The organism is Variovorax paradoxus (assembly GCF_902712855.1).
Classification (GTDB): domain Bacteria; phylum Pseudomonadota; class Gammaproteobacteria; order Burkholderiales; family Burkholderiaceae_C; genus Variovorax; species Variovorax paradoxus_Q.
In genome coordinates this window covers 3816106-3842697 of record NZ_LR743507.1, presented here as the reverse complement: position 1 = coordinate 3842697, position 26592 = coordinate 3816106, and the positions used below count along the sequence as shown (strand labels likewise).

Here is a 26592-nt window from a genome sequence, read left to right as displayed (position 1 = left end):
GATGTCCGATGTGATCGCCTCCGCCGTACTCGAATACACCGCCGATTCCTCGGGCGTCTCTGCGGCGATGGCCAGCGCGACTCAGGCCGTCAAAGGCTTCGAGAAGGCTGCAACCGGTGCGGGCGCGAGCGCTGGGAACGCGCTGGCCAAGGGCGCGAAGGATGCCGGCACCGCATCAACAAGCCTGACGCGAGAACAGGAGCGCCTGATCAACTCGATCGAGCGCTACTCCACGACGATCGGAAAGACTCGCGGCGAGGTGCTGGAGTTTCGCGCCGCGCAAGCGGGCATCACCGACCAGGTGCAGGCGCAGATCGCAGCGATTCGTGCTCAGGAAGCGGCATTGAAGAGCGGTGGCGCCCAGTTCAACAAGTATGGTGTCACCGCTGGCCAGACGGCCGCGGCGCTGCGCGGCGTGCCCGCGCAGCTCACAGACATCGTTGTAGGGCTGCAGGGCGGCCAAGCGCCGCTGACGGTGCTGCTGCAGCAGGGCGGTCAGCTGAAAGACATGTTCGGGGGGATCGTGCCCGCGGCGAAGGCGCTTGGCGGTGCGCTGCTGGGCCTCATCAATCCGTACACCGTCGTGGCGGCGGCCGCGGCCACGCTGGCGGCGGCGTATTTCCAGGGTGCCAAGGAATCGGAGAACTACAACAAGGCGCTGATCCTGACCGGCAACTATCTCGGCATCACAGTCAGCCAGTTGCAGGGCTACGCCACGACCATCTCTCGCACGGTGGGCACCCAGGGCGCCGCAGCGGAGGCGCTGACCTCGCTCGCCAACAGTGGCAAGGTGGCGACCGAGCAGCTGACGGCCGTCGGCACGGCTGTGGTCTACATGAACCGCGTGCTGGGCACGTCGATCGATGACGCGACCCAGAGCTTCACCAAGCTCGCCGACGAGCCAACCAAAGCCTCCGCCAAGCTGAACGAGTCGATGCACTACCTGACGCTCGAGACGTACGAGCGGATCCGGGCGCTGGAGGAGCAGGGCGACAAGGAAGCAGCTACGGCCGCCGCGCAGGGCGCGTTGGCGTCGGAGACGACTGCTCGCCTGTCGAAGATCGAAGCGTCGGCAGGATCGCTCGAGCGCGGCTGGCGCCTCCTCGCTGATGGCGCGAAGGCTGCGTGGGATGCAATGCTGGGCGTCGGACGCACGCAATCCATCGGTGAGCGGCTGACCGAAGCCCAAGGGAAGCTGAACGAATATCAGGCCAGAGTCTCGAACAATCCCGTGTACGGTCGCGCCTTCGGCGCTGCGGGCGAGAAGTTCCAGGCCGACGTCACTGCGCTCAACCGGTCCCTGCTCGTAGCGCAGGAGAAAGCCATCGCCGAAGGCGAGCGCGCGCGATCGGAGTCCGCCAAGATCGCCGCGTCCGACCGGCTCAAGAAGCTCAGCGATGAGATCGCGACCAACGCCAGCAAGCGGTCGAAGGCGCTCAAGCAGCTCGACGCCGACTACAAGACGCTCGGCAAGTCGACCGACACGCCGGAGTACCGGAAGCAAGTCGCCGACATCAACGAGAAGTTCAAGGATCCGAAGGGCGCCACCCCGAAGGCCTACCAGGACGACGCGGCAACGAAGTATCTCGAGGGCGTCCGCCAGGCCGGCGCGGCGCTGAAGGCTCAGCTCGAGGATGCGGACAAGCTGACCGCCTCCGAGAAGAAGATGGCGGAGTTCACGCAGCTGATTGCCGACCTCAAGGATAAGAAGGTGCTCACTGCTGAGCAGAAGAGCCTGCTCGCGGGCCAGGACGCGATCAAGGGTGCGCTCGCCCAGAACGTTGCGCTCGACGACCAGATCCGGAAGAAGGAAGCCGCCAAGAAGCTCAACGAGCAGGAGCTCGCCTTCGCCAAGCAGATGGAGGGGATCACGCGCTCCCTTGAATCGGCGCAGGAAACTCGCAACGAGCAGTACTTGCGCGTGCTCTCCGGCGCTGGCCTCGGTGACCGTGGCATGCAGGAGCTCGATGCTCAGAACGCGCTGTACCGCGAGTACCAGAAGAACCTGCGCTCGGTAAACGACAAAGCGTCCGATGCTTCGAAGAACGGCTTCGATGCGTTCAACACCGACGCCTACCGTGACGAGGTGAAAAAGATTCGTGCGGCGCTCGACGACGCGCTGGCCGCGCAAAAGGATTTCTACGCGAAGGACGCGGAGGCACGTGCGAACTGGGTCAACGGTGCCAGAAAGGCACTGAACAACTACCTCGACGAGGTGAGCAACGTCGCGAAGCAGACGGAGCAGGTGTGGTCGAAGGGATTCAGCGGACTCGAAGACCAGCTTGTCTCGCTCGTCACCACGGGCAAGGCCGACTTCAAGAGCTTGGCCGACTCCATCATCGCCGACCTCGCCCGTATCACGATCAGGCAGCAGATCACCGGACCGCTTGCGAAGCTGATGCTGGGCGGCATTGGGAATGGCGGAAGCGCGCTGGACTCTCTGCTCGCTTCGAACAACGCCTTCGGAACGGGCACCGGCGAGAGCAGCTGGTTGAGTTCCCTGGGGTCCAGTATTGGCAACTGGTTCACCGGGCTGAAGTTCGCTGATGGCGGCATTCCTCCCGTGGGCCGCGCATCGATCGTCGGCGAGCGCGGCCCGGAGTTGTTTGTCCCGAACACTGCTGGTCGCATCGTTCCGAATCATGAACTTTCCGGCGGCGGCCCCCCGGTCTCGGTGGTCATCCAGAACACCGTGGGTGACGTGGCCACGCTGTCCATGCTGAAGGAAGCGCAGTTGGGGACGGAGCGGCGCATTGCTGCCGCTCTCGGCCGGCAAAGCCAGTATGGGAGCACGCGGATATGAGCCTGATTGTTCCGCCTACCGGCTTCTGTCCCAACCTCTTCACGCTGCGGATGCAGGTTGCGCAGCGCGTGTTCTCCTCGCCGGACAGCGGCAGCGAGCAGGTGATCGACCGCCTCAACGATCGCTGGCTGCTTTCTCTGACGCTGCCGAATCGGCTGCATGCCGACGCCGCGGTGATCGAGGCGTTCATTGCCTCGCTCCGGGGGATGACGAATACCGTGGCCCTGTACCACTACGTGCGCAGAGTGCCGCGGGGCTCAATGCGGGGCGCGCCGACCGCTCAGGCTGCGGCGGCCGGCGCTCAGGCGTTGGTGCTCAATACGACCGCCGGCGCCACGCTGAAGGCAGGCGACATGATCGGCGTGGCTGGCCTGTTGCTCATGGTGGCGACCGACGCAACGGCCAATGGTGCAGGCGTGATGCTCGTGCAGATCGTGAACTGCCTGCGCGTAGCGGTGGGCGGTGGCTCTCCGGTGACCTGGGACAAGCCTACGGCACCGTTTCGCCTCGTGTCTCCCTCCGCCATCCAGTACATCCCGGGCCATTCGCCGGAAGCGTCATTCGACTTTGTGGAGGCCGTCGGATGAGATCGCTATCGGCCGCGGCCCTCACTGCACTGAGCAGTTCGCCCCTCCGCATCGCGCAGCTGGTTTACATGGGCTTCCCAGGCGTGCCGGTGGCTTTGGCGTCTTCCAATTTCGACATCGTGCATGCCGGCGTCACGTATCGCGGCGCCGCAGGGCTTGGATCGATCAGCCCCATTGAAGATGCGAAAGGCGAGGTGAAAGGCCTGCAGTTCCAGATGTCAGGGGTTCCAATCGAATACCTGGCGCTGGCGCTCGCGGACGCAACGGTGGTGCAGGGCGCTGCAATCAGCATTCGCAACGCCATCCTCGATGCCGGTCGCTCAGTCATCGAGGCGCCTGTCGATTGGACCGGATACGTCGACACGATGGCGATCGAAGAAGACGGAGAGACCTGCACAGTTGCTGTCACTGCGGAGAGCTCGGAGGTCGATCTCCTGCGTGGCAACGTGCTCACCACGAGCGACGCGGATCAGAAATTCCTCTACCCGGGTGACCGAGCGTTCGAGTTCGTCATTCCCCAGGAGGGCGTGCCGATCGTCTGGCCCACCAAGCAGTACTACATCGCCAGCCGCTGATGAGACTTCCCAACTGGCAATCGCGCTTTTCCGACTTCGGCAAGGCGCGCGCAAGCATGCCCTTTTCCTGGGGCTCCAACGATTGCTGCACGTTCGCTGCCGCCGCCGTGCAGGCGCTGACGGGCGTGAACCCGATGGCTGGCGTGCCGGTCTACGACAGCGCCCTCGCCGCAGCGCGGCTGATCGAGGAGGGCGGAGGCCTGCACGCGCTGGCCACCTCGTTGCTGGGTCCGCCCGTGGCTCCAACCATGGCCGCCGTCGGCGACGTGGTGCTCGTGCTGAACGATGGTCGAGAAGCCCTCGGCGTGTGCAACGGCACTTGTGTGGCTGGTGCCGGTCCTGAAGGCACCGTCTTCATCGGAATGGATGCCGCGCTCGCGGCCTGGAAGATCTGATGCCAACGTTCATCGCTCCCGTCGTCGCCTGGGCAACCGGGCTCAGCGTCACATCGGCCGTCGTCGTCGGTATCTCGTACGCGATCACGTTGGTGGGCACGATCGCGCTCTCCAGCTACCAGAAGCGCAAGGCCGAGCGCGTGGCGCGCGCGCAGTTCGATGCCGCGCAGGTCGACCGACTCGTGAACTACCCCGGCACCACGATGCCGCGCGAGCTGGTCCTGGGCCGCGTGCGCAAGGGCGGGCACGCGTTCTACAAGACCAGCATCGGGCAGTACAAAGAGCTGTTCGTCCTGTGCATCGCGATGGCCGGCCACGAGATCGACGGCTACGAGCAGATCTACCTGAATGATCAGCCCGTCGACGTGAACGAAGTGGGCCAAGTCACCTCAGCGCCATACGGACGCCCCGCCACGATCAGCGCGGAGCAGTCGGTGCCGTTCGGAGCGGACACCATCACGCTGGACCGCGACCCTATTGCCGGATCGGTCTCCGCCATCGAGTCACCTGTCGGCCAGATCGGCGGACACCCGGTCGAGTGCACCGTGTCCGGTCGCGTCGTGACGATCATCAACCAGCTGCCGGGCTGGACTGTGAAGGTGCACTACCAGTATGAGGGGTTCAATTCCTTCGTGCGCATCCTGAAGCACCTGGGCTCGCCTGATCAAGCTGCCGACGGCGAGCTGATGGTGATGCAGCCGGGTGTCTGGACCGCAGACCACCGGGCTCGGGGCGTGGCTTACCTGGTCTGCCACTTCGCATACAACGATGGTGCGCTGCCATCGGGCATTCCCACGGTGACCGCTGTCCTGCGCGGCGCGAAGATGCTGGACACGCGCACGGGCCCGACCCAGTTCTCCGAGAACCCCGCGTTGATGATGCGGCACGTCATGCAACTGCCGCAGTTCGGGAAGCGCACCAGCTTCACCCCGGCCGAGGACACGCGGATCATCGCGGCGGCCAACGCCTGTGACGACACGATCGACTACATCCCCGGCACCGTCGTTCGGATGTATCGCGCTGCGATCGTGATCCCCTTCGGCACTGCCACTCGCGACGTGCTGGACGACCTGGCGCAAGCCATGGGCGGCGAGTGGGCCTACGCCGCCGGCGAGCTGTTCGTGCGCGCAGGCGTTTACCAGTTGCCGGTGATGACGCTGACCGAGCGGGACCTAGCGACGGTGCAGCGCAACGGCGATGGATCGATCTCGCAGAACCCGAACGCGCTGAACCCGCATCGACCGCGCAACGAGAAGTTCAACACCGTCGCGATCCGAATCTGGGACCAGGCGGCGAACTACATCGAGACCACGATCACGCCGTTCCGGGCAGACGCCTTGGTTGCCGCCGATGGCGCAGAGCTTTCTCAGGAAGTGCAGATGCCGGCCGTGTTCTACGCGGGGCAGGCGTTCCACATCGCCGGCATCATGCTGCGCGACAGCCGCGATCCGATGACGGTGACGCTGTCGTTCAAGATGAGCGCCTATCCGCTGGAGCTTTTCGACGGGGTGCTGCTGGACTTGCCCCGCTACGGCTTCAGCAACAAAGAGTTCCGGATCCTGTCGCGCACGTTCGTGCCGGACGGTCGCATCGTGTTGATGCTGAAGGAAACCACTGCGGCGATCTTCACCTGGGGCGCTGGCTTCCTGCCGGGCGGTCTGGCCCCGAACAGCAACCTTCCGCAGCCATGGGACATTCACCCGCCGGCGATCCTCTCGGTCAGCAGCGGCGAAGACGAGCTGATCGTTCAAGGTGACGGCACCATCTTGAACGGCGTGCGGGTGACCTGGTCCCCAATCCTCGACGCTTCGATTCTGAATGGCGGGGCCGTCGAACTCGAGCACCGCGTCCTGCCGGACGGGGAGTGGATACGCGAGACTGCGCCAGGTGATGCGACTGGGTTGAAGTTCTCGGGCGTGGCCGATCTCGCTGTGATCCTGATCCGCGCGCGCACGCGCAACGGAATCACGGTCAGCGACTGGAGTCCGCAACTGATGCATCAGGTCATCGGCAAGACCGAGCCGCCGCCCAATGTCGAGAACCTCTCCATCGCTGGCACCGTGCTGTCGTGGTCGTTGTCGCGGCGCGTGCCAGACCTTGCGGGCTTCGTCTTCCGCTTCCACTACACCCAGAACCAAGACTGGAACAGCGCCGCGCCCCTGCATCAGGGACTCGTGACGGAGAGCCCGTGGGAGCCGGAGATGCGGCCCGGCGGCTTGGTGACCATCATGGTCAAGGCGCAGGACACGAGCGGCAATCAGTCCTTCCTGCCGGGCGTGGTGGTGATGAACCTGGGCGACCCGCCCATCGCAAACGTCGTCGAGGAGTGGGACTACAAGGCGCTCGGATGGCCGGCTGCCGCCGGGGAACAGAGCGGGTGGACGCTGGTCTCCGGCGACCCCACCGCGGACCCGTTGGATTCGTTTTATGGGTCGGACAACCAGGCGTTCTACGGCGGCGACACGGCACCGTTCTACAAGGCCGAGTCCTATGCGGAGATGGTCTACGTCACCACGCCGCTGCCGATCGGCTCCGCGCTCGCTGGGTCGAAGATGACGGTGGTTGCCGACGTGCAGGGCATCGACCTGCGCATCGAGTACCGGCTTGCAGGCCCTGGCGCCTTCTATGGGCCCGACGAGGATTCTTTCTACGGCCCTGACAGCGAGCCCTTCTACGGACCTCCCGGCGACTGGATGCCATGGCCTGGCCAGATCGTGGTTGCGAACGACGTGTACCAGTTCCGCGTCACCCTCGGCGCCGGCGCAACCCGGGGCATCTTGCAGGGTTTGGTGGTCACCGTGGACGCTCCAGACATCGAGGAGAACATCGACAACCTGGCCATCTCAGCGGCCGGGACGGTGATTCCCTACAACGAGCTTTTCTCGGTCATCAAGAACATCCAGGCCACGCTGCAGGTGAATGGCAGCGGCGCGGTGACCATCCGCATCGACAAGACCAACCCGATGGCCCCAGTGATCTGGGCCTACAACGCGGCGGGCGCCGCCGTCGCTGGCGCTACCGCCGACATCACGCTCAAGGGCTACTAGCCCGCCCATCCCGCATCAACAACGGCCCGCCTCGAGCGGGCTTTTTTTCGTTCATCGAAAGGAGCAGAGATGCCCGCACCACCCGCAAAAGATAGCATCGCCGGCAGCGGCGCCACGCCCAGCAACGCGCAGGCCCGAGCCGGCTTCGACGCGTTGTGGGAGAACCTTTGGGGGGCTGCAGGCCTTCTCGGATCGACTGGCTTGGCGGCGGATGCGCGTGCCCGGCTCGGCATCGGCCCCGTCATCAGCTTCCGCAACCGCGCGCGCAATCCGAACTTCGTCGTCAACCAGCGCGCGAAGGCTGGCTCGGTGGTGCTCGCAGCCGGTGTCTACGGGCACGACGGCTGGAAGGCGGGCGCGGCCGGCTGCAGCTACACCTTTGCCGCGTCGGGCCCTGACATCGTCATGACCATCACCGCCGGCTCGCTGGTGCAACCGATCGAGGGCAATCTGATCGAGGGCGGCGACTACGCGATGTCGTGGTTCGGCACCTCCCAAGGAAAGATCGGCGCGGGCGCTGCAGCGGCGACAGGCGTGACCGCCACTGGCGTGGCAGCGAACACGAACCTGTCCATCGAGTTTGGCACCGGCACTCTGTCCCGAGTGCAGTTTGAGCCTGGCCTCGTGCCAACGCCGTATGAGCGTCGACCGCTCACTTTCGAAGAGTTGCTGAACCGGCGCTACTTCCAGCTCGTCAACGTCGGGGCGCGATTCCTGGCGACCACACCTGGACAAGCCACCTCGACCATGGTGAACCTTCCGGTGGTGATGAGGGCGACGCCGACCATCGCCACATTCGCCACAGGCTCGGCCTCGAATGCCGCCACGTTCGTCTATCTCGCGGCGACGGTTCGTGGATTCCGATGCGAGCTGAACTGCTCCACAGCTGGCGATTCTTACGTTGTCGATTACACCGCGTCTGCCTCTGCGGAGCTCTGAACCATGTACACGAAATTCTCGAACTACATCCTCCGCGAAGATGGCGCCACCATTCCAATCGACCCGGAGAACGCCGACTACCTGGCCTTCGTCGAATGGTCTGCCGACAACGAGCCGGCGCTGCCGACAGGGCCGACGCTCGATCAGCGCGCCGCGGTGCTTCTCGCCGGCGTGGATGCGCACCTGAACGCCGCAGCTCGTGCCAAGGGCTACGACAGCATTCTGAGTGCATCGGTGCGCGCAGCGCTGCCGGACAGCCCTTTCCACGCGGACGGCGTCGCATTCGGAACCTGGATGGATCAGGTCTATGCGACCTGCTACCAGCTGATGGCGGCGGTGCAGGCGGGAGACGCCGAAGAGCCGACGCTCGAGCAGCTGATCGCGATGCTGCCGGCCGCGCCGGTGTTCGACAACTGATCGAGGGGTATGACCATGTCAATCCAGATCGACACCCCCGAGAAGCTGGCCGAATGGGTGAAGCGTGCTCCCTCGATCACGCTGTCGCCACTGGCGCGTGCGCAAAAGGAAATCCGCATGTACCAAGCCGCCGCGGTGATCATCGTGCTGCTGCTGGTGATCGAGCCGCAACTGTACCTGTACGACGTGCAGGAATCGTTGATCTACCGGGTTGCCAAGTTGGCTCCATCGCCGTACATGGTCACGGGCCTGTTCACTACCGGCGTGCTGGCCTGCTTGCCCCACCTGTGCACGCTGATCGCCATCCCGACGAAGCTCGGGCTGTATTGGCCGCGCATCGTGGCCGCGGGCGGGTGCTTCCTCATTTCGGTGACCTGGATCTATCTTGCGAACCTGGCAGCGCCTCTTGACCTCGGTTCGCTCAGTGGCTCGTACCTGGTGCGCTCGGCAGTCACAGTGGTCATCGGCATGTTCTACGCGTACTCCGTGAACTCCCAGCAAGCCCGAGAGCGGGCGGAAGCGCACGTAAAGCAAGAACAGGAAGCCGCACGATGAACAAGACTTTTTCCTCGGCCGCCGCGGCCTGGCTCCTCGCGTACAGCGCCGTCTGCTATGCGAACACGACGCTCGCGCAGGACGTGATGGCGTTCGACTGGATCTCGCTGGGGCTGGCCGGAGCCGCAGGCCTGCTCGGCGGCATCGGCCGCACGATGGTCACCATGATGAGCTTCAAGGCGCTTGTCGGAGACCTGAAGTTCGTCCTCGCGAAAGACATGCTGGTCGCCGTGGTCGGCGGTGTCTTCGCGCTGATCTGCGTGGAAGCCTGGAACTCGGCCGCCGATGCGATGAAGCAGATCGATCTCGTGAGCCTGCCGCAGATCACCCGCGGGTGGCGCATCTGGATCCTCGTGGTGGCTGGCGCATCGCGCGGCCGTTGGCTGGGCGTGGTGGACAAGTTCGTCACTGACGCAATCGACAACGCTCGCGCGAAGGTGCGCAACGGCGCGCCGGCCGACCCTGCGGTCAGCGACGTGGTTCCCCTCAACGAAAGCAAGCCATGACCCTCGACGAAATCATGCGCACCGGCATCGAGCCCGCCCTTGCCTGGCTGCCGGCGAAGATGACCAGTCTCGAGGCGCGCGTCATGCTGCTGGCCATCGGATTGCAGGAATCGAAGTTCGAGCACCGGTGGCAGGTCGTGAACGACTTTTCAAAGAAGGGGCCGGCGCGCTCGTTCTGGCAGGCCGAGCAGGGCGGCGGCATGGTGGCGGGCACCATGACCCATCCGGCAACCAAAGACTTGGCTTGTGCTGCCTGTGACGCCCGCCACGTGGCGTTCACCACCTTGGCGGTTTGGATCGCCATCGAGAACGACGACGTGCTGGCCGCGATCCTTGCACGTCTGCTGCTTTGGACCGAGCCCGGTGCGCTGCCGCGGGTGACGGACACCGAGGCCGCATGGCTCCTCTACCTGCACGCCTGGCGACCTGGTGCACACGCGCGCGGGACGCCCGCGAAGCGGGCCCAGCTGCGCGCCGAGTGGGAAAGACACCACCGCGCCGCGCGCGCCTTCCTGGGGCTTCCGTGAGCGCCGCGCTGGCTTGGGCCGTCGGCAACTGGCGGTTGATCGCTGTCGCCGGTCTTCTGGCGCTGCTGGGCCTGCAGACCGTGCGCCTCGCAGAGCAGCGCAGCGACACCGCCTCGGCGCGCACTGAGCTGGCCGACTACCGCGCCACTGCAGCTGAGTCCGCCCGCCTGGCCGAGCGCGCGCAGCGCACCCTCGAACAGACATGGCGCACCCGCGTCGATGGAGTCATTCAAGATGGACAAAAACAGATCGCCGCTGCACGCGCTGACGCTGATCGCGCTGGGGATGCTGCTCGTCAGCTGCACCAGCAGCTTGCCACCTATCGCGCCGCCGTCCGTGCAGCCAGCGCAGCGCCCGCCGCTGCCGCCGGAGGGCCGACAACCGCCGACCCCCTCGATTTGCTTGCCGACCTGTTCGGCCGGGCTGACGCTCGAGCGGGAGAACTGGCGCGCATCGCTGATAAACGCGGCGCCGCCGGCACCATCTGCGAGCGGCACGCCGATGCAGTGACGCTTCCGTAAAGGAGAGTCGCTCTTGAGCAACCATTTATCATTGCGACCGTCGGGAGGCAGACTCCTCTAGAAGAAGAAAATGGACAAAAAGCGGATCGATGCTCTGAATGGGCTCCGAGGCGCAGCTGCCTGCGCAGTTGCGCTTGAGCATTTCGTAATCTCGAACACGTACACAGTGCCGGGCGATTTGCGGTTTGAGGTCTCGGCATTCATCGGCGGGGTTGCCGTTGCCGTCTTCTTTTTGATCAGTGGCTTCGTGACGCCCATCGCCCTCGGGTCTACCTCCGCACGCGAGTTCTTGATCCGACGCGCACTGCGCCTCTACCCGGTTTTTGCGGTGTGTTGCCTGCTGCATGTTGCGGTCGGGATACTGGTCGGAAATTACGCCGCCAACTTCGACATGGCTAGGCTGTACTTCTTGATGGTTTCGCTCGTTGGTGGACTATGGGAACCGCCGCACGCCATGCCACAGCCGGTTGTATGGACGCTTCAGATCGAGCTCAAGTTCTACTTGATCTGCGCGGCCATCCTGTGGATTTCGCGGGGATCGTGGGCATCGATCAACCGACTATCGCTGGGCTTCCTCATCCTTGTGGCGATGTTCGCTTTCAAGTTTCCAGGTCTTGGCCCGGCATGGACTGGCGACATCGGTTTTGCAGCGACCATGTTGCCGTTCATGTTTATCGCCTTCTTCGCGTCCTTGCACTTCACTGGCCGGATCAGTGCTGGCGACATGTGGCTTGGCATGCTCGCCTCAAGTTGCGTTTTCTTGATGGGCCCTATGAGGCTTTTCACTTCCTGGGGCACACCGCTTCTCTCATTCGTGTTGGCGGCGGCGATCTTCGGGGCTGTTTTTGTGTACAGGAACTCGATCCCTTTCTTGCGTGGGCGAGTTGCAAATTTCGTGGGAGAGATCTCCTATCCGATGTATGCGATCCACACATCAGTCTCCACATTGGTCTTCAGCTACACGCCGCACGGGAAGCTGCCCCTTAAGTTCGCGCTCTATGTGCCGGGGGTGCTGCTTGCCTCCTACGTCATTCATCGATGGGTCGAGAAGCCCGCAATCGCTCTTTCAAAACGCCTTGCCCCTGGGCGTCGGAATGAGTCGAAGCCTGTTGATCTCCCGGCCGAGCTGCAGCTAGGGCGCCGATAGGCGACTGACCGCTATTCCGTCATTGGCCGCGTCTGAGTTGTGCGTTTTCTGCTCGACACAGTTACCGAAGATCGCGCATCGCCGGCGGTACCGTAGGCTGCGTCACGCCGAACAGTAACCTTGCTATCAGCTGCAGCGCCTCCTCGGCACCGGACACGAAGACAAGCGCCTGCTGCAAGTTGACGCCGAAGTCAGCAGGCTGGCCGCCATAGGCGACCACTGGCAGGCCAAGTGCCACGGCTGCTCCGACCTCGAAAGCAGTGCCCGAGTCCGGCCCGGCGCCGCGGAAGGCCTCCAGGTTCGCCACAACCCCATGGGCTGAACGAATCATCGCCATGTTGGCCTCGTAGATCGCGTGCGGCGGGATGCTGGCGGTGATCGACGCGTCGAACGGGGAGAGTGCTTCGAGGCCGAGCGTCTCGCACGCAGCGGCCATTACGGCGAAGTGCTGTTCCGCATCGGGCCGGAAGACGTCAGGGCCTGCGAGGTAAACGCGGGGGCGCGCTACTGTGCTCATGCCGTGGTGCGCGGCACACGGGGCGCTGCCTTCTTCGCCACGAAAGCCGCACGCAGAGCGTCGTTTGCGCGCGTTTGCCAGCCTGGCCCTGCCGCTTTGAGTGCTTCCAGCACCTCCGCGTCCAGGCGGATAGTCGTGGCCACCTTCGGGTCGGCCTTCACGCTGCCCACCGGCCGGCCGCGCTTGCGTGCCGCCAGCTGCTCGGGCGTGTGCACGGCAGCGAACTTGCCGGCCTGTGCCTCGGCCAGCGACTCGCGCAGACCTGACAGCGCCTCGCCTGCGTCGGCCTCGATGGCCTTCGCCACCTTCTCGACATCGAGGCCCTTCAGGGCCTTCAGAGACTTGATGGTCATCGCTTGATCTCCTTCGGAAGAATGTTGGCCTTGTCGGCCTTCGAATACACCGCCACCAGCAGCACCACCTCATCCTCGGTCAGGTTGAAGTAGATCACCCGGGCGCCGCCACGCTTGCCCTTGCCTGCCACCGTCCAGCGAACTTTACGGGCACCTTCGGCACCGGGAATCACGTCGCCTGCTTCAGGGTTGGCGGCAATGAAGCTGATGAACTCCATACGTTCCGTTTCGTTCCACACGTCGGCGGCTTGCTTCTGGAAGGTGGGGGTTTCGATGACGGTGAGCATGGATTTAATTGTAGTAACGATTAAATCGGCATGCAACGATTATTTTGTGCATACAGAAAAATGGTTGCAGGATCAGCGATGTCCTGAGCCGCGAGCGGTCCGCCAGCGTAGAAATCTCGCAGCGCATCCCCATGTGTGGAGCATGACCAGCACCATGTTGTTTCCGGCTCCGGCCGGTTCTGATCGTGCCCAGGCACTCGCAGCCGAAGTCGGCTGCGCCGTGGGCGAGTTCTCCCCGCCGTTCGGCCACATGAAGCCGGCCTTGATTGGAGCAGTGAAAGGGTTCTCGACAGCCTTAGAGACCTTTGGCGGTCGATTCGAGCGCCGGCAGCGGGTATACGTGTTCCCGAGCTGGCCGACGCTGGAGGCGGCGTTGCGCTATGTCCTGGACCGGCGCGCCGCCGGCGCCGGCGGCGAGCGCGCGCAGGCATACGTCAGCGCTGACCGGTAGGAAGCTTGTAGGCGAACAACGCGACTTCGGCGCGGAAGGCTCCATTCGTTGCTTAATCGATGAGCGCGTCCTCCAAGATTCGCCGCTGAGTCAGCCGAGAGGAACCAAACGCCAATGCCAATGAATTTTTTGCGACGCATCGAGAATGCGTCGTTCCCCCTGTTGATCCATGAGGAAGCCGACATCCATTGCGCGGCGGTGTTGGCTGCGGCGCAGTTGCTGGAAGCGAATCTGCCGGAGCCCGGCCAACTCGCCGACCAAGGGGCGGTTATCCTTCGCATCACGCCGATGGGACGAGCAGAGCTTCGCCGGCTTCGCGACCGTGGCGACGATTTCGCCGCCATCTCACTTCAGGAATTTGACGATTGCAGCCCCGGCCAACCTCGCGGGCTCAATGCCAAATGACCTTCGCTGGGTCCCGGGCGGTCGAATGCAGTTGAGACTGCAGCATCAGCCGTGCGGCCGTTGAGCGCGGCCAAATAGGTCCTGACACGCTCGGTTGAATTTCCGACCGCACGTAGTGCGATCCTGAGCTCTGGAACTGTGCAGCCGAGCTCCTTTGCCCACGCCTTCGCATCGGCAGCTGTATTCGCGGTGATCCTTTGGGTTTGCTTGCGAGAGATCATGATCGCAGGTCGTCTGGAAGTTAGGCGAGAGGGCCCCGCCGCACGTACCAGGCGAACTTTCGCCAAGCGCACAGCAGGGCATAGAGGCTCACGAGCGTTTACCTGATGGGAATGCCGACCGGCGATGCATCCTCGTCGTCGCCGGGCTCTCGCGGACCGATGCGCTCGTCTGGCGCGTATGCGATCAGCGCTTTCGTGCCGGCCTGCAGCGCGTCGAGCCACATGTCGTAGCTCTCGTCGGCCGACTCCAGTTCGCGCCACTGGGATGCATCATCGCCTTCCTCCATGAGCACCCAGTAGAAGTGCCCAGGATCCGACTCGTCGACGTGCACGGAAATCCGGCGGATATGCGACATCACTTCTTCTTCCCGAGGTAGACGCGCACGGCCTCGGCGGAATTGCCAACGGCTGCGACTGCCTCACGCAATTGCGCTTCCGTGCAGCCCAGCGATTTTGTCCACGACAGCACCTCGTGCGGCTCACTCAATGCGATGAGCTTTCGGTCGAGGCCTGTCTTTTTCGGATCGTCTGTCATGCGGGTCTCCTGTTGGCGCCAGCACCGCGCCAGCGTTGCCTGAAGTTCTCGCCGCGGTGGGCGGCCGGCCATCCTCAAAAAGCGATTCCGGCTGACAGCAACTCTCCTACGCCGGCGAGACTTTCCAGCCATGCCGCGCCTTGCCGATTACCCGCCCATGCTGCTCGACGAGCGGCCGCTCGACTTCGACGAGCCGGGCTGGATCTACGAGATCAAGTTCGACGGCTACCGTGTGGCGGCAGAGTTCGAGCGCGGTACGGTATCGCTGCGGAGTCGCAACGGCGCCGACGCGACCCGATGGTTTCCCGAGATCACACAGGCGCTGGCCAGCGTGAAGGGCGGGCAGTATGTTGTCGACGGCGAGATGTGCGTGCTTGACGAGCTGGGCCGAAGCGACTTCGACAAGCTGCAGGACCGGGCGCGTCGGCGTCGCTGGTACGAGGGTGCCTCGCCCGTCGTGTATTGCGTTTTCGACCTGCTGGTGTTCCGTGGAGAGGACATCACTCAGCAGCCGCTTGTCCAGCGGAAGGCGGCGCTGGCGAGGCTGTTCAAGCCGGCTCGGCCGGGGATCCTGGTGGTGCGGCATTTCGAGGACCAGCCCGGCGGGATTTTTGAAGAGGCGGTGATCCCGCTGAAGCTCGAGGGCTTGGTGGCCAAGCGCGCCGCCAGCGTGTACGAGCCAGGCATCCGTTCGAGGGACTGGGTGAAGGTCAAGCGGAAGGGCGCGGTGCCGCCCGAGCGGTTCAAGCGCAGGTGACGCTCAGCCGCGCTACTGGCTGAGGTCGTATCCGAACCGAGCCACTACATAGGCCCGCATGGCGGCTGCAAGAGGCGTCGGGCCTTCGACCCAGCCTCCGCCGGTGCCCCCACCTGCACGCACCGGCAGGCGCCCCACGGCGATGGCGCACCACGTCGATCCCTTGGCGGGCATCGGCGCGACGTGAATGCCCTCCCGTTCGATGATGGGGCCGCCGGCCGCCCAGTCCGTCGACGGGCTGAACCCAGAGGGCGCGGCCTTGCCTTCGGCCTTTGCCACCCAGCGGTCAAGCTCTGCCCCCAGCAGCTCGCGTGCTGATGCGCTCACTGCAGCACCACCTCAGTGCCGTCTGCTGCAACCATCACGCCCGGCGTGTTCTCCGCCACTTCAATCAGCACGCCCATGTGCCGATCGGGCGCGGTGATCGTCTTCGCCCTGTTGGTCGTCATCGTGCGCAAGCACTGCAGATACTCGTCGCGCAATGCCGGCGACAGCACGAACTTCTGCGGATAGACGTTGTTGTTCGCTCGCCAGTGGCTGATGAGCTTATCGGTCATCGTGAGGTACAAGGTCGCCATGGGCTGAAATGTTATCGAGGAGCGTCGAGGAAAACGAACCCCACAGAAGCGGGCTGATGCGGAACGACACTGATCTTGCGTCAATGCGACATCGAATCTTCGTGGATGAGACGCGGGGCGCCCGACGCCGTCCCACTGCATCCCGCTGCGGTGCCTCGCGGCATAGTCAAGCGCCAACGCCAGGTACAACACGAGCAGAATGGGCCAACCCGAGGGCATCCCATGCGAATCCTGCTAATTGAAGATGACCCCTTTCTCTTAGTTAGCGTACAGAAAGCTCTAACAGCGCTGGGCTATTCCATCGACGTCGCGTGCGACAGCTTGGAAGGACGGTACTTGGCGACTGAGGGTAATTACTCCCTCGTGCTGCTGGACGTTGCCCTTGCGGGCCCCGATCTGACTGTCTTGCAAGCCATCCGACGCTCCAAGCAGACACCTGTGCTGATGATCACGACGCGTGACAAGGTCGAAGATCGCCTCAAAGGCCTGCAACTAGGCGCGAGCGACTATCTTGCCATGCCGTTTTCTGAGCTAGCGCTCCAAGTACGCGTGCAGGCGATTTTGGAGCGACGTATGCCGCCGGAGACCAGTCGGCTGGGACTCGCCGATCTTGAGGTTGACATCCTGCGCCGGCAAGTCGCGCGCCAGGGGGTCTCGATCAAACTCTCGCCCAACGAATTTGCCCTCCTAGCGGAGCTTTTGCAGCATGCAGGCAAAACGGTTTCTCGCGGGGCCCTGGCACAGCGTGTCTGGCATACAAGCTTGGACAACGAATCCAATGCGTTGGAAGTAACGGTTCGCCGGTTGCGAAAGAAGCTTGATGATCCATTCGACACAAAATTGCTGCACACAGTGCGAGGGGTCGGTTACATGCTTGCCGATCGGGAGTGATAGCGGCGCGGTCTTTCGGCGTGCCGTCACAACGGTTCGAGCCGTCGCGCTCCATGCTGCAGACGATGACCTGCTCGGCATCGCAAGCCACGGCAAGGTTGGCAGTGTGAGTGACCATCAAAACCTGGCGGTGTTGCTCGGCCCGCGTGATAAGCCTACGAGCAGGTTGTAGCCGGTCTCGTGGTCAGGTTTTCTTCGGTCAGTAACCGTTAGGCGTTGAAACAGTTTCCGGAATGAGTGGCTCCACTCGGCTCCGGATATGGTGTCCTGACCGGTCGTCAAAAAACCCTGCGCATGACATTTCCCTTTGATCTGCAAAGCGTGGCGGCGTATGGTGTCGCCGCTCTAGTTGCATCAGGCTCGATCGTAATACGACGTTTAAAAAGCCGGAGGAGAAAGATGGATGCCGAAGTTTTTTGCCACGGCCATGCGGGGCAGTGGGTATTCGTGATCTCGCATCTTTTCGAGGTCGACGGCCGCGTCTCGGGTATGTCCGAGATTCATTGTTGTGGAGCATTGCAGGGCAGGCTATCCCTTAGTCGCCAAGTCGCTAGCGCGGCTTCGCTGGTCCAGTTCCTACGAGCAAAGTCAGTTGAGTGGGTAGAGCGCACTGAGCGGGATGCAAGTGACGCCGCGCAGATCGAAATGAAGGTACGCGAGACGACCCAGGTGGTCCGGCGCACTTTCGCGCTGTGCGTTCCGTTGCGATAAGAGGGGTTAGCATGCAGGAGATCCGACTCGCTTGGCAGCCAAGCGTCTCCCATCAAACGGACGTCGTCCAATTCAGTAACGAGTGGGTCCCGGCGTCTTCGGAGACAGTGGCTACGATGGAAATCGTGCTCCGCGCGGCAAATGATATTTACGGCGCTGGCACTCACTGGATCGAGATACGCGCGGCCTATCCGCACTCGGAAAGGGCAGTTTCTAGCAAATACCCTTCCAAGTAGGCAGGCCGGTTGCGCTCAGAGCGGGTCCCAGCGCGAGGTCATGCTGAGCGAACGAAACGTGGGTGCCGCATTGTCCGGCGAAATGCCAAAGAGTCCCATGTCGGCCAAGGGCCCCAGGGTTGCTTCGATTTCCGAATCCCAAGTCAACATGGCCATGGACCATTGGGGAAAAGCGCGTGCGGCAATGAAACGCGATTCCAAGACCGAAAGGCCGCAATGTCGTTGATCTTCAATGATGGCGGCCATGACGTGGTGAATAGCTGCCTCATCGCCTTCAAGGTACTGCATATAGGCACCCCGGAGGTGGCAAAGTGCGCCCGTGATCCCAACAGCATGGTTCTTGCGCCGAGAAGTCGCCAAGATGTCGGTGATGTCCGACCCTGAAGGATTCTTAGACACGCTCCGGTAGATCAGTCGGATCAACATCCAGCAATTATTGATCAAGGCCAAGTTGAGACAGCAGCTGCCGGAGGGCTTGTTGGTCGCATCCGGCATGCTTTTGCACGCTCGCAGCTGCTGAGCTGCTAAACCTCACCCTCTGTGCGTCCGTGCGTCTGTCCAAGTGCGCGCCCGCAGGAGCGTTTTCCCTCTTACGGAGTGTTGCAGCGCTAGGCGTTGTCCGACAAAGGAGCAGCGGCCTTGAGCCGTAAATTGTCAGTGCCGCGTCTCCTATTCTCCCCGCCATCCGAACGCGGCCCTTCTGTGTGACAGCAGACTTATTCGAACCCAGCTATTAGCTGGGTTCTTTTTGCTTTGGCTTCCAGCACTTTCCCAACCAAACCTGACTCTTTGGCGCATATCCGACACCGGTTTGACGTGCCGGCCCGCCGGGGCATGAGTGTGTCTTACAAAGGACGCTCGGGCGTAATCACTGGCGCAAGCGGAGACTGGGTTCGGGTACGCTTCGATGGGGAACTGAAAGCTGTTCCATTTTCACCCCATCACTTGGTCTACCTATAGGGGCCCAAATTAGTTGAGATGCGGCCAAAGCCCTTGGTACGAACACGGGGCTTGGATTGCGGCAGTGCCGCGAAAAGAGCCGCATCTCGGGCGTGAGGTTACGAGCGGATGCGCATAAGTGACTGTAGGGGACGGCGCCGTGTAACCCTTGTTGTCACTTCCGGAACTTCGGGACCAAAGCAGACTTTAGCGAAGCACTGTCAAAGTCGACGGTGCATCAACGCATTCGGCAGGGTTACGCCGCGTCGCTGAGGGAGTCGCTGTTCCACGACGACAAATCCGAAATGCTCGAAAAACGGCTGGGCAGTACGGCTCACATCCGATGACAGCAACGGTAGTCGCCGCTGCAATGCAGACGCCAGAATGTGGCGCATCAACGTTGACCCGATTCCCAAGCGTGGATACTCGCCCGACACGAAGAAATGGTCGATGTACCCGTTCGATTGCAGATCCGCGTAGCCGACAATTTTTCCTCGGTACTCGGCAACGAATGGATTGATGTCGCGCATACGCTGGGCCCACAAGTCGGCGTCCTGGTCCTCAGGCGCCCAAGCTTGGATCTGCTCCGCCGAGTAGTCCCGGCTCGCAATGCGACGAATGGCCGAGTAGTGCACTTTGAAAAGTGCCGCCTCTTCCCCGGGACAGAAAGCCCGTATCTCAATAGTGTTGCTCATCACCCTAACTAATGTGAACGAGTAGGCAGGCATCCTGCTGGCAATGTGCTTTTGCTCGAAGCAGAGTCGGCTGCGATATCTGTCGTCGACTTAAAGCGCGCGCTACTGCTACTGTCACAACGGCACGTCCGCGCGGCGCACGGCCTCCATGAATGTGGCCAGCTTGCCGGAGTCCAAGTGCCCGCGAGTTCGGACTGACGAACAAAGATCGAGTCCGAATGGTTGCACCTCCCGGATGGCAGTGCCGACGTTGTCGGGGGTCAAGCCGCCCGCTAGGAAAACCGGCCTCGGGCTGCGCCGAACCAGGTCGGCGCTGATGGCCCAGTCATGCACGCGTCCAGTGCCGCCCAGCTCGGGTACAGCGGCTGACGGACGCCCGGAGTCGAGAAGCAGAGCATGGACAAATGGCGAGTATGCGTCGGCGAGGTCGAGCACGGTATGGTCCTCCACGTGCAGCACCTGGACTCGTCGAATAGTTGGCAGCAGAACTGCCAGCCGCTCTGATTCCCGCGCGTCGATGTGATTGACCACCTGCACTGTGTTCGCTCCCGTTCGCCGCACGTGGTCGGCGATTGCATGGGCCTCGATTTCACACGTCAACAAGAACGTCGCGGTGGGAGGGGGAACGTCGGCAACGATGCGTGCGATCGCCTCATCGGAGATCGGCCCTGGTCCAGACGGCATCGCCGCCACGAGTCCCAAGGCATCCGCTCCCGCTGCGATGGCCATCTCAGCTTCCGCAGGGTTGCCGATGCAGCAAATCTTCACACGAGTTCTCTTCATCTCGTTCGCTTCCAACCTAAACCAACCATGGTACCCGACGCGTCTTGACCGACTCCGGCTGTTGGTCGCATCTGCCGTGCCCGGCTGGCAGGGCGGTACGCCGATCGCACATCCTTCGGGTAGCCAGACAAGAGTTCAATGGCGCGAAGACGGAGGAGCAGTTTTTCCGCACCTATCGTGAGGGGTGTGCCCGCCTGATCTCGACCGGTCCGATACCCCGGTACACAGTCTCGCCGTCCTTCAGCGATGTGACAGTCCAACGCGCGGCACCCTGACCCGGCGTGACCTTGTAGTGGCCAGGCGCCAGCGGCAGGACCTGCTCCTCGCGCGCGTCGTCGCTGTACCAGGCTGGCGTGTAGAGGATGGTGGTCTCGATGGGGAAGATGTCGGCTTGGTTCATGAGTGAATTGTCGGCGTGTCAGGTTTTTGGTCGGGCCACGAGTCGACATCGTCGTCGTTGGGGTGGAACCCAGTGGAACTGCGCGCATTCATGCGGGCCAGTGCCGCCATCCCTCGCTCCAGTTCGAACATGCACCACCAAAGCTGCCGGCGGCCCTCGGGCTTGCTCTTCGCCCCGCGGTGGAAGTACTCCATGCCTTTGACGAACTGTCCGCCCTCACGGGCCTGCACGATCCGCGCATTGCGTAGCGGGTTCAACAGGTCGTGGTCTGGGCGCGCCGGGTCGATGAGCCGTGCCTGCATGGTACGACCCCACATCTGCGGGTCGGCGGGCTCGAAGACGAACTCGCCGACGAAGCGCGGCGGCCCCATCACCTGGCTGCGCGTTCTCCAGGCTCCACGATTGCGCAACAAGACGATGGTCGCCACGTTCCAACCTCAACCCCTCAGAACGGCACAGGGCCATAGTTCGCGCGGATCAGATCGCCGGCGCTGCCGTCGCGCACGGTGCGCACGTGGTCGCCAACGGCGGCACACAGCTCGGCCACGCCGTGCGCGAACGCGAGCTGCTCGCGCGTCAGCTTGGCGCCGGGCGCTGCCAGGCCGACCTCGACTGCCAACGCATTGAACTTCGCCACTGCGCTGGTCAGCGTGTCGGCCGCGCCGGTGAGAGAGTTGAAGTGCTGGCGCGAGACGTCCTCGGGCGGCCGGTGGCCGACGACGTGATACAGCGCGATGCCTTCGGTGAAGTCGGTTTCAGCATCGGTGCGCCCATTCGTGAGGCGGTTCTGCTCGGCCACGTAGCGACCCACCCAGTCGTTCCTGGCGATGATGCGCGCCAGCTCGAGGTCGGGCACTTCGGTGGGTTTTCCCATGCCGCGCTGGTCTGGCGATGCGCTGGGGACGTGAATTTCGGAGGAAAGGGGCTGCATGATGAACTCCTAAATTACTGGATGGGCATACAGTATTATTCCGGCCATGGAGCTTCGTCAACAGGTCTCGATGTCGCAGAATGTGGGCGGAAGGACAACCCATGTGCAACCAGTACCGGACCCCCGAATCGGCGGAGGCGGAGCGCTTCTGGCGCATCCATGAGGGCCGCGGCCGCAGGCCGCTGCTTCCGCCCATCAACGTCTTCCCGCGGTCGCAGGCGCCGTTCATTCGTCGCGCGCGCCACGAGACGGGCTACGAGCGCGAGCTGGTGGTCGGGCAGTGGGGCCTGATCCCCTGGTTTGCAAAGGAACCGAAGCTCAGCTACTCGACGAACAACGCGCGCGGCGAGGAGGTGGAGTCGAAGGCGAGCTACAAAGACCCATGGAAACGCGGGCAGCGCTGCATCATTCCGGCCATCAGCTTCATCGAGCCGAACTGGGAAAGCGGAAAAAACCAGTGGTGGCAGTTCCGCCGCGCCGACGGCGCTCCGTGGGGTTTGGCCGGGCTGTGGAACACCTGGACTGACAAGGCAACGGGCGAGGTGCACGAGAGCTACACGATGATCACGCTGAACGCCAATGCTCACCCATTGATGAGCAGGATGCACAAGCCTCTGATTGACGGGGCGACACAAAGGCCCCTTCCGATGGAACTGCAGGACAAGCGCAGCGTGATCTCGATTGAACCGGGTGACGTCGACCTCTGGCTTGCCGGGACGATGGAGGAGGCGAGGGCGCTGCTGCAGCTGCCGGCGCTCGAGCTATTCGACGCGGGGCCAGTAGCGGCCTGACTGGTGCGCGCCGTTAGAAAAGCCGCATCGCGTTAGAAATCGAGGCTCAAAAACGAAAATGCGGACAACCACGTAAGTGATTGTCCGCATTACGATTTCTATGGTCGGGGCGAAAGGATTCGAACCTTCGACCCTCTGGTCCCAAACCAGATGCGCTACCAGGCTGCGCTACACCCCGACAAGCCTTCTATTCTAGCCCGGATATTTGGGGCTACCGAAAAATTCTCTTCAGCGCTTTTCGTACTGCGTCTTGCCGAAGAGAACTTCGCGCTCCTTGTCGCCAGTCAGGGGCTTGCGCAGATCGGCGAGCACCTTCACGCCGCGCTGCACCGCAGGGCGGGCGGCGATGCCATCGAACCAGGCCTTCAGGTGCGGGAAGTCGGTGAGCGTGATGCCCTGGTTTTCCCAACTGCGCAGCCACGGGAAGACGGCGATGTCGGCGATGGAATATGTCTTGCCTGCGATGAACTCGTTCTTCGAGAGCTGCTTGTCGATCACGCCGTACAGGCGCTTGGCTTCGTTGCTGTAGCGGTCGATGGCGTAGGCGATCTTTTCCGGCGCGTACAGGCGGAAGTGGTGCGCCTGGCCGAGCATGGGGCCGACGCTTCCCATCTGGAACATGAGCCACTGCAATACGTCGTAGCGCTCGCGGTCGCCGGTGGGCAGGAACTTGCCGGTCTTGCCCGCAAGATAGACAAGGATCGCGCCCGACTCGAAAAGCGAGATCGGGTTGCCATCCGGTCCATCGGGATCGGTGAGAGCAGGGATCTTGTTGTTGGGGCTGATCTGCAGGAACTCGGGTGCGAACTGCTCGCCCTTGCCGATGTTCACGGGGTGCGCGCGGTAAGGCAGGCCGCACTCCTCGAGCATGATGTGAACCTTGTGGCCGTTCGGCGTGGGCCAGGAATAGACGTCGATGGGCGATGCGGACATGTGTCTCGGGCTCCTTGCGTTGGGTGTCGGGATGGGAGCCGGGCAGCATATACGCCGCCTTTCAATCACGCGCAGGCGCGGGAATTCAGCCCACCTGCCGCTCGTGCGCGTTGCACCACATCCAGTCCTCGCCCGGCTCCAGCGACTTGATGACAGGATGGTCTTCGGCACGTGAATGCCTGGTGGCATGCCGGTTCTTCGACGAGTCGCAGCAGCCGACGTGACCGCAGTGCACGCACAGGCGAAGGTGCACCCAGGTGTCGCCGGTCTTCAGGCAGTCTTCGCAGCCGCGCGCGGTGTCGGGCTGCGCAATATCGGCGGGAACGTGATGGCAGGGTTGGATGCGCAAGTGACAACTCCTCTTTCGATGACGTCGTCCTGTCACGCCACCGCGGTGGACTGCGACAGGTGCTGGTGAATCAATGCGACGGCCGCAGCGCCTTCGCCGATGGCGCCGCCCACGCGTTTGACCGAACCCGAACGCACGTCGCCGACCGCGAACACGCCCGGCACGCTCGACTCGAGCTGGGTGGCCGGGCGTGCCGGAAAACCGCTGCTCGCGGCGGCGCCGGTCAGCACGAAGCCGTGCTTGTCGACCGCCACGCCGCATCCACCGAGCCAGGTGGTTTCGGGTTCTGCGCCCACGAACAGGAAGATGTTGCGCGCGGGGCAGTCATGTTCGGCGCCTGTGGTGTGACAGCGCCATGTCGCACCCGTCAGGCCTTCGTCGGAGCCGCCATGGAGGCGCACGAGTTCCGTGTAGGGCTGCAGCGAGATGTTGGACGTGGCCTCGATGCGGTCGATGAGGTAGCGCGACATGCTGGCCGCCAGCGAAGGCCCGCGCACCAGAACGTTGACCTTGGCTGCATGCCGCGACAGGAACACCGCCGCCTGCCCGGCCGAATTGCCGCCGCCGACCAGCGCTACCTCCTGATGAGCGCAGATCTTGGCTTCGATGGCCGAGGCCCAGTACCAGATGCCTCGGCCTTCGAATTCGCCCAGGCGCGGCACGTTCGGGCGGCGGTACCGCGCGCCGCTGGCGACGACCACGGTGCGCGCGTTGATGGTGCGCCCGTCGGCGAGCGCGATGCGCAGGCTGCCGAGGTCGTTTTCGCGCGAGCAGTCGAGCGAAGTCACCTTCGCCGGAATGAGCATCTCGACGCCGAACTTCTGTGCCTGCACGTAGGCGCGGCCCGCCAGCGCCTGGCCCGAGATGCCGGTCGGAAAGCCCAGGTAGTTCTCGATGCGGGCGCTGGCGCCGGCCTGGCCGCCGAAGGCGCGGCAGTCGAGCACGATGACGCGAAGGCCCTCGGAGGCGGCATACACCGCGGTGGCGAGTCCGGCCGGCCCTGCGCCGACCACCGCCACGTCGAACAGCTCGTCGCGTTCGGCGGTGTCGACCATGCCCAGGCAGCGCGCGAGCGCATCGTCTTCGGGGTTGACGAGCACGGAGCCGTCGGGGCACACGGCGAGCAGCTTGCCGGCGCCGTATTGGGCGAGCAGGGCAGCGGCGTCCGGATCGTGCTCGGCATCGACCACGTGATACGGGTAGCCGTTGCGCCGCAGAAAGTTCTCCAGCCGTGCCATGTTGGCCGACTGCGGCGCGCCGATCAGCACCGGCCCGCTGGCGCCCGACTCGATGAGCGCCACGCGCCGCAGGATCAGCGCGCGCGTGATGCGTTCGCCCAGGTCGGCCTCCGCCACCAGCAGCGCGCGCAGTTGCGCAGGCGAGACAAGCAGGGCCTCGACGTCTTCTTCGGCCTGGCCGTCGACCAGCGCCGGGCGGCCGCTCAGCTGGCCGACTTCGGCCAGGAATTCGCCCGGCCCCTGCCGAACGATCGGTACGACATGGCCGAGTCCGTCACGCTGGGTCACGGCCACCACGCCCTTGAGCAGCACGAACATGCCGGGGCCGGTTTCACCCGCGGTGAAAAGCCGGGCGCCGCGCGCGAACTGCTGGACGGTGCCGAAGCGTGCAATGCGCGCGATCTCGGTGTCGCTGAGGACGGGAAAGGTCTGATGGTGGCGGCTGCTGTCGGTGCCGTTCGGGTCGAGGGCCATGCGGAAACTCCGTGTCGCGAATCCACCGCATTAAACGGAGGTTCCGGTGCGTACGCAATGCTGGCGCGGCTTCGCCCGTGTTTTGACGGGGTGTAACACCGTCACGCAGCTGCAATCTCGCTGACATGCACGCTTCATGGCAGGTGCCGAGACTCCCTCGGCAGAAAGGGTTCCCCATGAAAGAACTGCCCAACCCGACGTTTCCGCTTTCGCAGATCGGGCTGCGCGCGGCCTTGTGGCCCGCTCCCGCAACGGGTGTCTCCACCGCTGCCCAGACATCGATGCCGTCGGCTCCCTCTGTTGTCTCCGTTCCGGCCCCGGCTGTCATCCTGCCGCCCGCCGTCGAATCCAGGCAAGGCATCACCGTGGGCTGGGCCCGCCACCTCGACGATGTGCGCGCCGCCCAGCGACTGCGCTACGACGTGTTCGTCGGCGAAATGGGCGCTCGGGTCTCCTCGCCGCTGGCCGGCCACGACATCGACCTGTTCGACGATTTCTGCGAACACCTGCTGGTGCGCGACGAACTGACGCAGCAGGTCATCGGCACCTACCGCGTGCTGACGCCCGCCCAGGCTCGCCGCGTGGGCAGCACCTACAGCGATACCGAGTTCGACCTGACCCGCCTGCGGGACCTGCGCGAACGCATGGTCGAACTGGGGCGCAGCTGCGTGCACCCAGAGCACCGCCAGGGCGGCGTGATCCTGGCCCTGTGGGGCGCGCTGGCTGGCTTCATGCATCGCAACAAGCTGGACACGATGATCGGCTGTGCCAGCATTCCGATGTCACACAACGGCGTGACCAACGGCGATGCCGCTGCCAGCATCTGGCGCCAGGTGTCGGCCACCCACATGGCTCCCATCCAATATCAGGTGCAGCCGCGCCTGCCGCTGCCGGTCGATAGGCTGGACAGCACGCTCGACGTGGAGCCGCCGGCGCTCATCAAGGGCTACCTGCGCCTGGGCGCCAAGGTACTCGGCGCCCCGGCCTGGGATCCGGACTTCAACGCCGCGGATCTGCCCATGCTGATGCGCATCGACGACCTGCCGGCGCGATACCGCAAGCACTTCCTGGGCGCATGAAACCACCGGCCGTCCTGTC

The 26592-nt window shown here is 63.7% G+C and carries 36 protein-coding genes and 1 tRNA gene; 19 read left to right on the top strand and 18 right to left on the bottom strand.

Annotation, left to right across the window (positions count from 1 at the left end):
* Position 1: 1 nt before the first annotated feature.
* From AACL56_RS17655 to AACL56_RS17600, 12 genes are all read left to right on the top strand, one after another.
* Entirely contained in the window at positions 2–2803 is a 2802-nt protein-coding gene (locus AACL56_RS17655; protein WP_339091108.1) for a phage tail tape measure protein, read from the top strand.
* The gene (locus tag AACL56_RS17650) at positions 2800–3390 is read left to right on the top strand and encodes a hypothetical protein (RefSeq protein WP_339091107.1); all 591 of its coding nucleotides are present in this window, start codon (positions 2800–2802) and stop codon (positions 3388–3390) included. Before AACL56_RS17655 ends, AACL56_RS17650 begins: the two co-directional genes overlap by 4 nt.
* Entirely contained in the window at positions 3387–3965 is a 579-nt protein-coding gene (locus tag AACL56_RS17645; RefSeq protein ID WP_339091106.1) for a hypothetical protein, read from the top strand. Before AACL56_RS17650 ends, AACL56_RS17645 begins: the two co-directional genes overlap by 4 nt.
* Positions 3965–4360 carry a DUF6950 family protein gene (locus AACL56_RS17640; RefSeq protein ID WP_339091105.1) on the top strand — a complete coding sequence of 132 codons (396 nt, stop codon included), beginning with the start codon at positions 3965–3967 and terminating at the stop codon, positions 4358–4360. The genes AACL56_RS17645 and AACL56_RS17640 overlap by 1 nt, the downstream gene beginning before the upstream one ends.
* The gene (locus AACL56_RS17635) at positions 4360–7407 is read left to right on the top strand and encodes a phage tail protein (RefSeq protein ID WP_339091104.1); all 3048 of its coding nucleotides are present in this window, start codon (positions 4360–4362) and stop codon (positions 7405–7407) included. Before AACL56_RS17640 ends, AACL56_RS17635 begins: the two co-directional genes overlap by 1 nt.
* A 69-nt stretch (positions 7408–7476) precedes the next feature.
* Complete coding sequence (locus AACL56_RS17630; RefSeq protein ID WP_339091103.1) at positions 7477–8346, top strand: hypothetical protein; 870 nt, start codon at positions 7477–7479, stop codon at positions 8344–8346.
* Positions 8347–8349: 3 nt separating this feature from the next.
* Positions 8350–8763 (top strand): hypothetical protein, encoded by a 414-nt coding sequence (locus AACL56_RS17625; protein ID WP_339091102.1) that lies wholly within the window; start codon positions 8350–8352, stop codon positions 8761–8763.
* A gap of 15 nt (positions 8764–8778) precedes the next feature.
* A complete protein-coding gene (locus tag AACL56_RS17620) occupies positions 8779–9318 on the top strand; it encodes a hypothetical protein (RefSeq protein WP_339091101.1) in 540 nt (179 codons plus the stop codon).
* Positions 9315–9824: a hypothetical protein gene (locus AACL56_RS17615; RefSeq protein ID WP_339091100.1), complete on the top strand. Its 510-nt coding sequence runs from the start codon at positions 9315–9317 to the stop codon at positions 9822–9824. Before AACL56_RS17620 ends, AACL56_RS17615 begins: the two co-directional genes overlap by 4 nt.
* Positions 9821–10351, top strand: coding sequence for a hypothetical protein (locus AACL56_RS17610; RefSeq protein ID WP_339091099.1), 531 nt, complete (start codon positions 9821–9823; stop codon positions 10349–10351). The genes AACL56_RS17615 and AACL56_RS17610 overlap by 4 nt, the downstream gene beginning before the upstream one ends.
* A complete protein-coding gene (locus AACL56_RS17605; RefSeq protein WP_339091098.1) occupies positions 10348–10872 on the top strand; it encodes a DUF2514 family protein in 525 nt (174 codons plus the stop codon). The genes AACL56_RS17610 and AACL56_RS17605 overlap by 4 nt, the downstream gene beginning before the upstream one ends.
* A 70-nt stretch (positions 10873–10942) precedes the next feature.
* Positions 10943–12019 (top strand): acyltransferase family protein, encoded by a 1077-nt coding sequence (locus tag AACL56_RS17600; RefSeq protein WP_339091097.1) that lies wholly within the window; start codon positions 10943–10945, stop codon positions 12017–12019.
* Positions 12020–12080: 61 nt separating this feature from the next.
* Here AACL56_RS17600 and AACL56_RS17595 read toward each other — a convergent pair whose 3' ends face one another.
* The 3 genes from AACL56_RS17595 to AACL56_RS17585 are packed head-to-tail and all read right to left on the bottom strand — an operon-like array spanning position 12081 to position 13176.
* Entirely contained in the window at positions 12081–12536 is a 456-nt protein-coding gene (locus AACL56_RS17595; protein WP_339091096.1) for a nucleoside 2-deoxyribosyltransferase, read from the bottom strand.
* On the bottom strand, positions 12533–12889 hold the full coding sequence (locus tag AACL56_RS17590; RefSeq protein WP_339091095.1) for a BrnA antitoxin family protein: 357 nt from the start codon (positions 12887–12889) through the stop codon (positions 12533–12535). The genes AACL56_RS17595 and AACL56_RS17590 overlap by 4 nt, the downstream gene beginning before the upstream one ends.
* Positions 12886–13176, bottom strand: a complete 291-nt coding sequence (locus tag AACL56_RS17585) for a DNA-binding protein (protein ID WP_339091094.1) — start codon at positions 13174–13176, stop codon at positions 12886–12888. Before AACL56_RS17585 ends, AACL56_RS17590 begins: the two co-directional genes overlap by 4 nt.
* Positions 13177–13318: 142 nt before the next feature.
* Between AACL56_RS17585 and AACL56_RS17580 the strand changes: the two genes are divergently transcribed.
* A complete protein-coding gene (locus AACL56_RS17580) occupies positions 13319–13627 on the top strand; it encodes a hypothetical protein (RefSeq protein WP_339091093.1) in 309 nt (102 codons plus the stop codon).
* Between the two features lie 120 nt (positions 13628–13747).
* Positions 13748–14032, top strand: a complete 285-nt coding sequence (locus AACL56_RS17575) for a hypothetical protein (RefSeq protein ID WP_339091092.1) — start codon at positions 13748–13750, stop codon at positions 14030–14032.
* Here AACL56_RS17575 and AACL56_RS34330 read toward each other — a convergent pair.
* The 3 genes from AACL56_RS34330 to AACL56_RS17565 form a co-directional block, all read right to left on the bottom strand.
* Positions 13978–14253 carry a DUF3606 domain-containing protein gene (locus tag AACL56_RS34330; RefSeq protein WP_425337024.1) on the bottom strand — a complete coding sequence of 92 codons (276 nt, stop codon included), beginning with the start codon at positions 14251–14253 and terminating at the stop codon, positions 13978–13980. The genes AACL56_RS17575 and AACL56_RS34330 overlap by 55 nt on opposite strands.
* Positions 14254–14351: 98 nt before the next feature.
* Positions 14352–14609, bottom strand: a complete 258-nt coding sequence (locus AACL56_RS17570; protein ID WP_339091091.1) for a hypothetical protein — start codon at positions 14607–14609, stop codon at positions 14352–14354.
* Positions 14609–14788, bottom strand: a complete 180-nt coding sequence (locus AACL56_RS17565; protein ID WP_339091090.1) for a DUF3606 domain-containing protein — start codon at positions 14786–14788, stop codon at positions 14609–14611. Before AACL56_RS17565 ends, AACL56_RS17570 begins: the two co-directional genes overlap by 1 nt.
* Positions 14789–14918: 130 nt before the next feature.
* Here AACL56_RS17565 and AACL56_RS17560 point away from each other — a divergent pair, with 130 nt between their 5' ends.
* Positions 14919–15545, top strand: coding sequence for a hypothetical protein (locus AACL56_RS17560; RefSeq protein ID WP_339091089.1), 627 nt, complete (start codon positions 14919–14921; stop codon positions 15543–15545).
* A gap of 12 nt (positions 15546–15557) precedes the next feature.
* Here the strand turns inward: AACL56_RS17560 and AACL56_RS17555 are convergent, their stop codons facing one another.
* Both AACL56_RS17555 and AACL56_RS17550 read right to left on the bottom strand, forming a co-directional pair.
* Positions 15558–15872: a phage protein NinX family protein gene (locus AACL56_RS17555; protein WP_339091088.1), complete on the bottom strand. Its 315-nt coding sequence runs from the start codon at positions 15870–15872 to the stop codon at positions 15558–15560.
* The gene (locus AACL56_RS17550; RefSeq protein ID WP_339091087.1) at positions 15869–16102 is read right to left on the bottom strand and encodes a hypothetical protein; all 234 of its coding nucleotides are present in this window, start codon (positions 16100–16102) and stop codon (positions 15869–15871) included. Before AACL56_RS17550 ends, AACL56_RS17555 begins: the two co-directional genes overlap by 4 nt.
* 243 nt (positions 16103–16345) lie before the next feature.
* Between AACL56_RS17550 and AACL56_RS17545 the strand changes: the two genes are divergently transcribed.
* Together AACL56_RS17545 and AACL56_RS17540 are read left to right on the top strand one after the other, a co-directional pair.
* Positions 16346–17014 (top strand): winged helix-turn-helix domain-containing protein, encoded by a 669-nt coding sequence (locus AACL56_RS17545; RefSeq protein WP_339091086.1) that lies wholly within the window; start codon positions 16346–16348, stop codon positions 17012–17014.
* A 237-nt stretch (positions 17015–17251) separates the two neighbouring features.
* Positions 17252–17725: a hypothetical protein gene (locus tag AACL56_RS17540; RefSeq protein WP_339091085.1), complete on the top strand. Its 474-nt coding sequence runs from the start codon at positions 17252–17254 to the stop codon at positions 17723–17725.
* Between the two features lie 251 nt (positions 17726–17976).
* Here the strand turns inward: AACL56_RS17540 and AACL56_RS17535 are convergent, their stop codons facing one another.
* The 6 genes from AACL56_RS17535 to AACL56_RS17510 form a co-directional block, all read right to left on the bottom strand.
* Positions 17977–18456 (bottom strand): BLUF domain-containing protein, encoded by a 480-nt coding sequence (locus tag AACL56_RS17535; RefSeq protein ID WP_339091084.1) that lies wholly within the window; start codon positions 18454–18456, stop codon positions 17977–17979.
* A 665-nt stretch (positions 18457–19121) separates the two neighbouring features.
* The gene (locus tag AACL56_RS17530; protein WP_339091083.1) at positions 19122–19595 is read right to left on the bottom strand and encodes a GNAT family N-acetyltransferase; all 474 of its coding nucleotides are present in this window, start codon (positions 19593–19595) and stop codon (positions 19122–19124) included.
* A 114-nt stretch (positions 19596–19709) separates the two neighbouring features.
* The gene (locus AACL56_RS17525) at positions 19710–20378 is read right to left on the bottom strand and encodes a phosphoribosylanthranilate isomerase (protein WP_339091082.1); all 669 of its coding nucleotides are present in this window, start codon (positions 20376–20378) and stop codon (positions 19710–19712) included.
* A 172-nt stretch (positions 20379–20550) separates the two neighbouring features.
* On the bottom strand, positions 20551–20778 hold the full coding sequence (locus AACL56_RS17520; RefSeq protein ID WP_339091081.1) for a hypothetical protein: 228 nt from the start codon (positions 20776–20778) through the stop codon (positions 20551–20553).
* Positions 20775–21206, bottom strand: coding sequence for a hypothetical protein (locus AACL56_RS17515; RefSeq protein WP_339091080.1), 432 nt, complete (start codon positions 21204–21206; stop codon positions 20775–20777). The genes AACL56_RS17520 and AACL56_RS17515 overlap by 4 nt, the downstream gene beginning before the upstream one ends.
* A 17-nt stretch (positions 21207–21223) precedes the next feature.
* A complete protein-coding gene (locus AACL56_RS17510) occupies positions 21224–21652 on the bottom strand; it encodes a hypothetical protein (RefSeq protein ID WP_339091079.1) in 429 nt (142 codons plus the stop codon).
* A gap of 158 nt (positions 21653–21810) precedes the next feature.
* On the opposite strand from AACL56_RS17510, the gene AACL56_RS17505 reads away from it, so the two are divergent.
* Positions 21811–22500 (top strand): SOS response-associated peptidase, encoded by a 690-nt coding sequence (locus tag AACL56_RS17505; protein ID WP_339091078.1) that lies wholly within the window; start codon positions 21811–21813, stop codon positions 22498–22500.
* Positions 22501–22601: 101 nt separating this feature from the next.
* Here the strand turns inward: AACL56_RS17505 and AACL56_RS17500 are convergent.
* From AACL56_RS17500 to AACL56_RS17485, 4 genes are all read right to left on the bottom strand, one after another.
* Positions 22602–22678, bottom strand: a tRNA-Pro gene (locus AACL56_RS17500).
* A gap of 50 nt (positions 22679–22728) precedes the next feature.
* A complete protein-coding gene (locus AACL56_RS17495; protein ID WP_339091077.1) occupies positions 22729–23433 on the bottom strand; it encodes a glutathione binding-like protein in 705 nt (234 codons plus the stop codon).
* Positions 23434–23518: 85 nt separating this feature from the next.
* Positions 23519–23776, bottom strand: coding sequence for a UBP-type zinc finger domain-containing protein (locus AACL56_RS17490; protein WP_425337064.1), 258 nt, complete (start codon positions 23774–23776; stop codon positions 23519–23521).
* Between the two features lie 38 nt (positions 23777–23814).
* A complete protein-coding gene (locus AACL56_RS17485; protein WP_339091075.1) occupies positions 23815–25494 on the bottom strand; it encodes an FAD-dependent oxidoreductase in 1680 nt (559 codons plus the stop codon).
* A gap of 176 nt (positions 25495–25670) precedes the next feature.
* On the opposite strand from AACL56_RS17485, the gene AACL56_RS17480 reads away from it, so the two are divergent.
* On the top strand, positions 25671–26573 hold the full coding sequence (locus AACL56_RS17480) for a GNAT family N-acetyltransferase (RefSeq protein WP_339091074.1): 903 nt from the start codon (positions 25671–25673) through the stop codon (positions 26571–26573).
* The last annotated feature ends 19 nt before the right edge of the window (positions 26574–26592 follow it).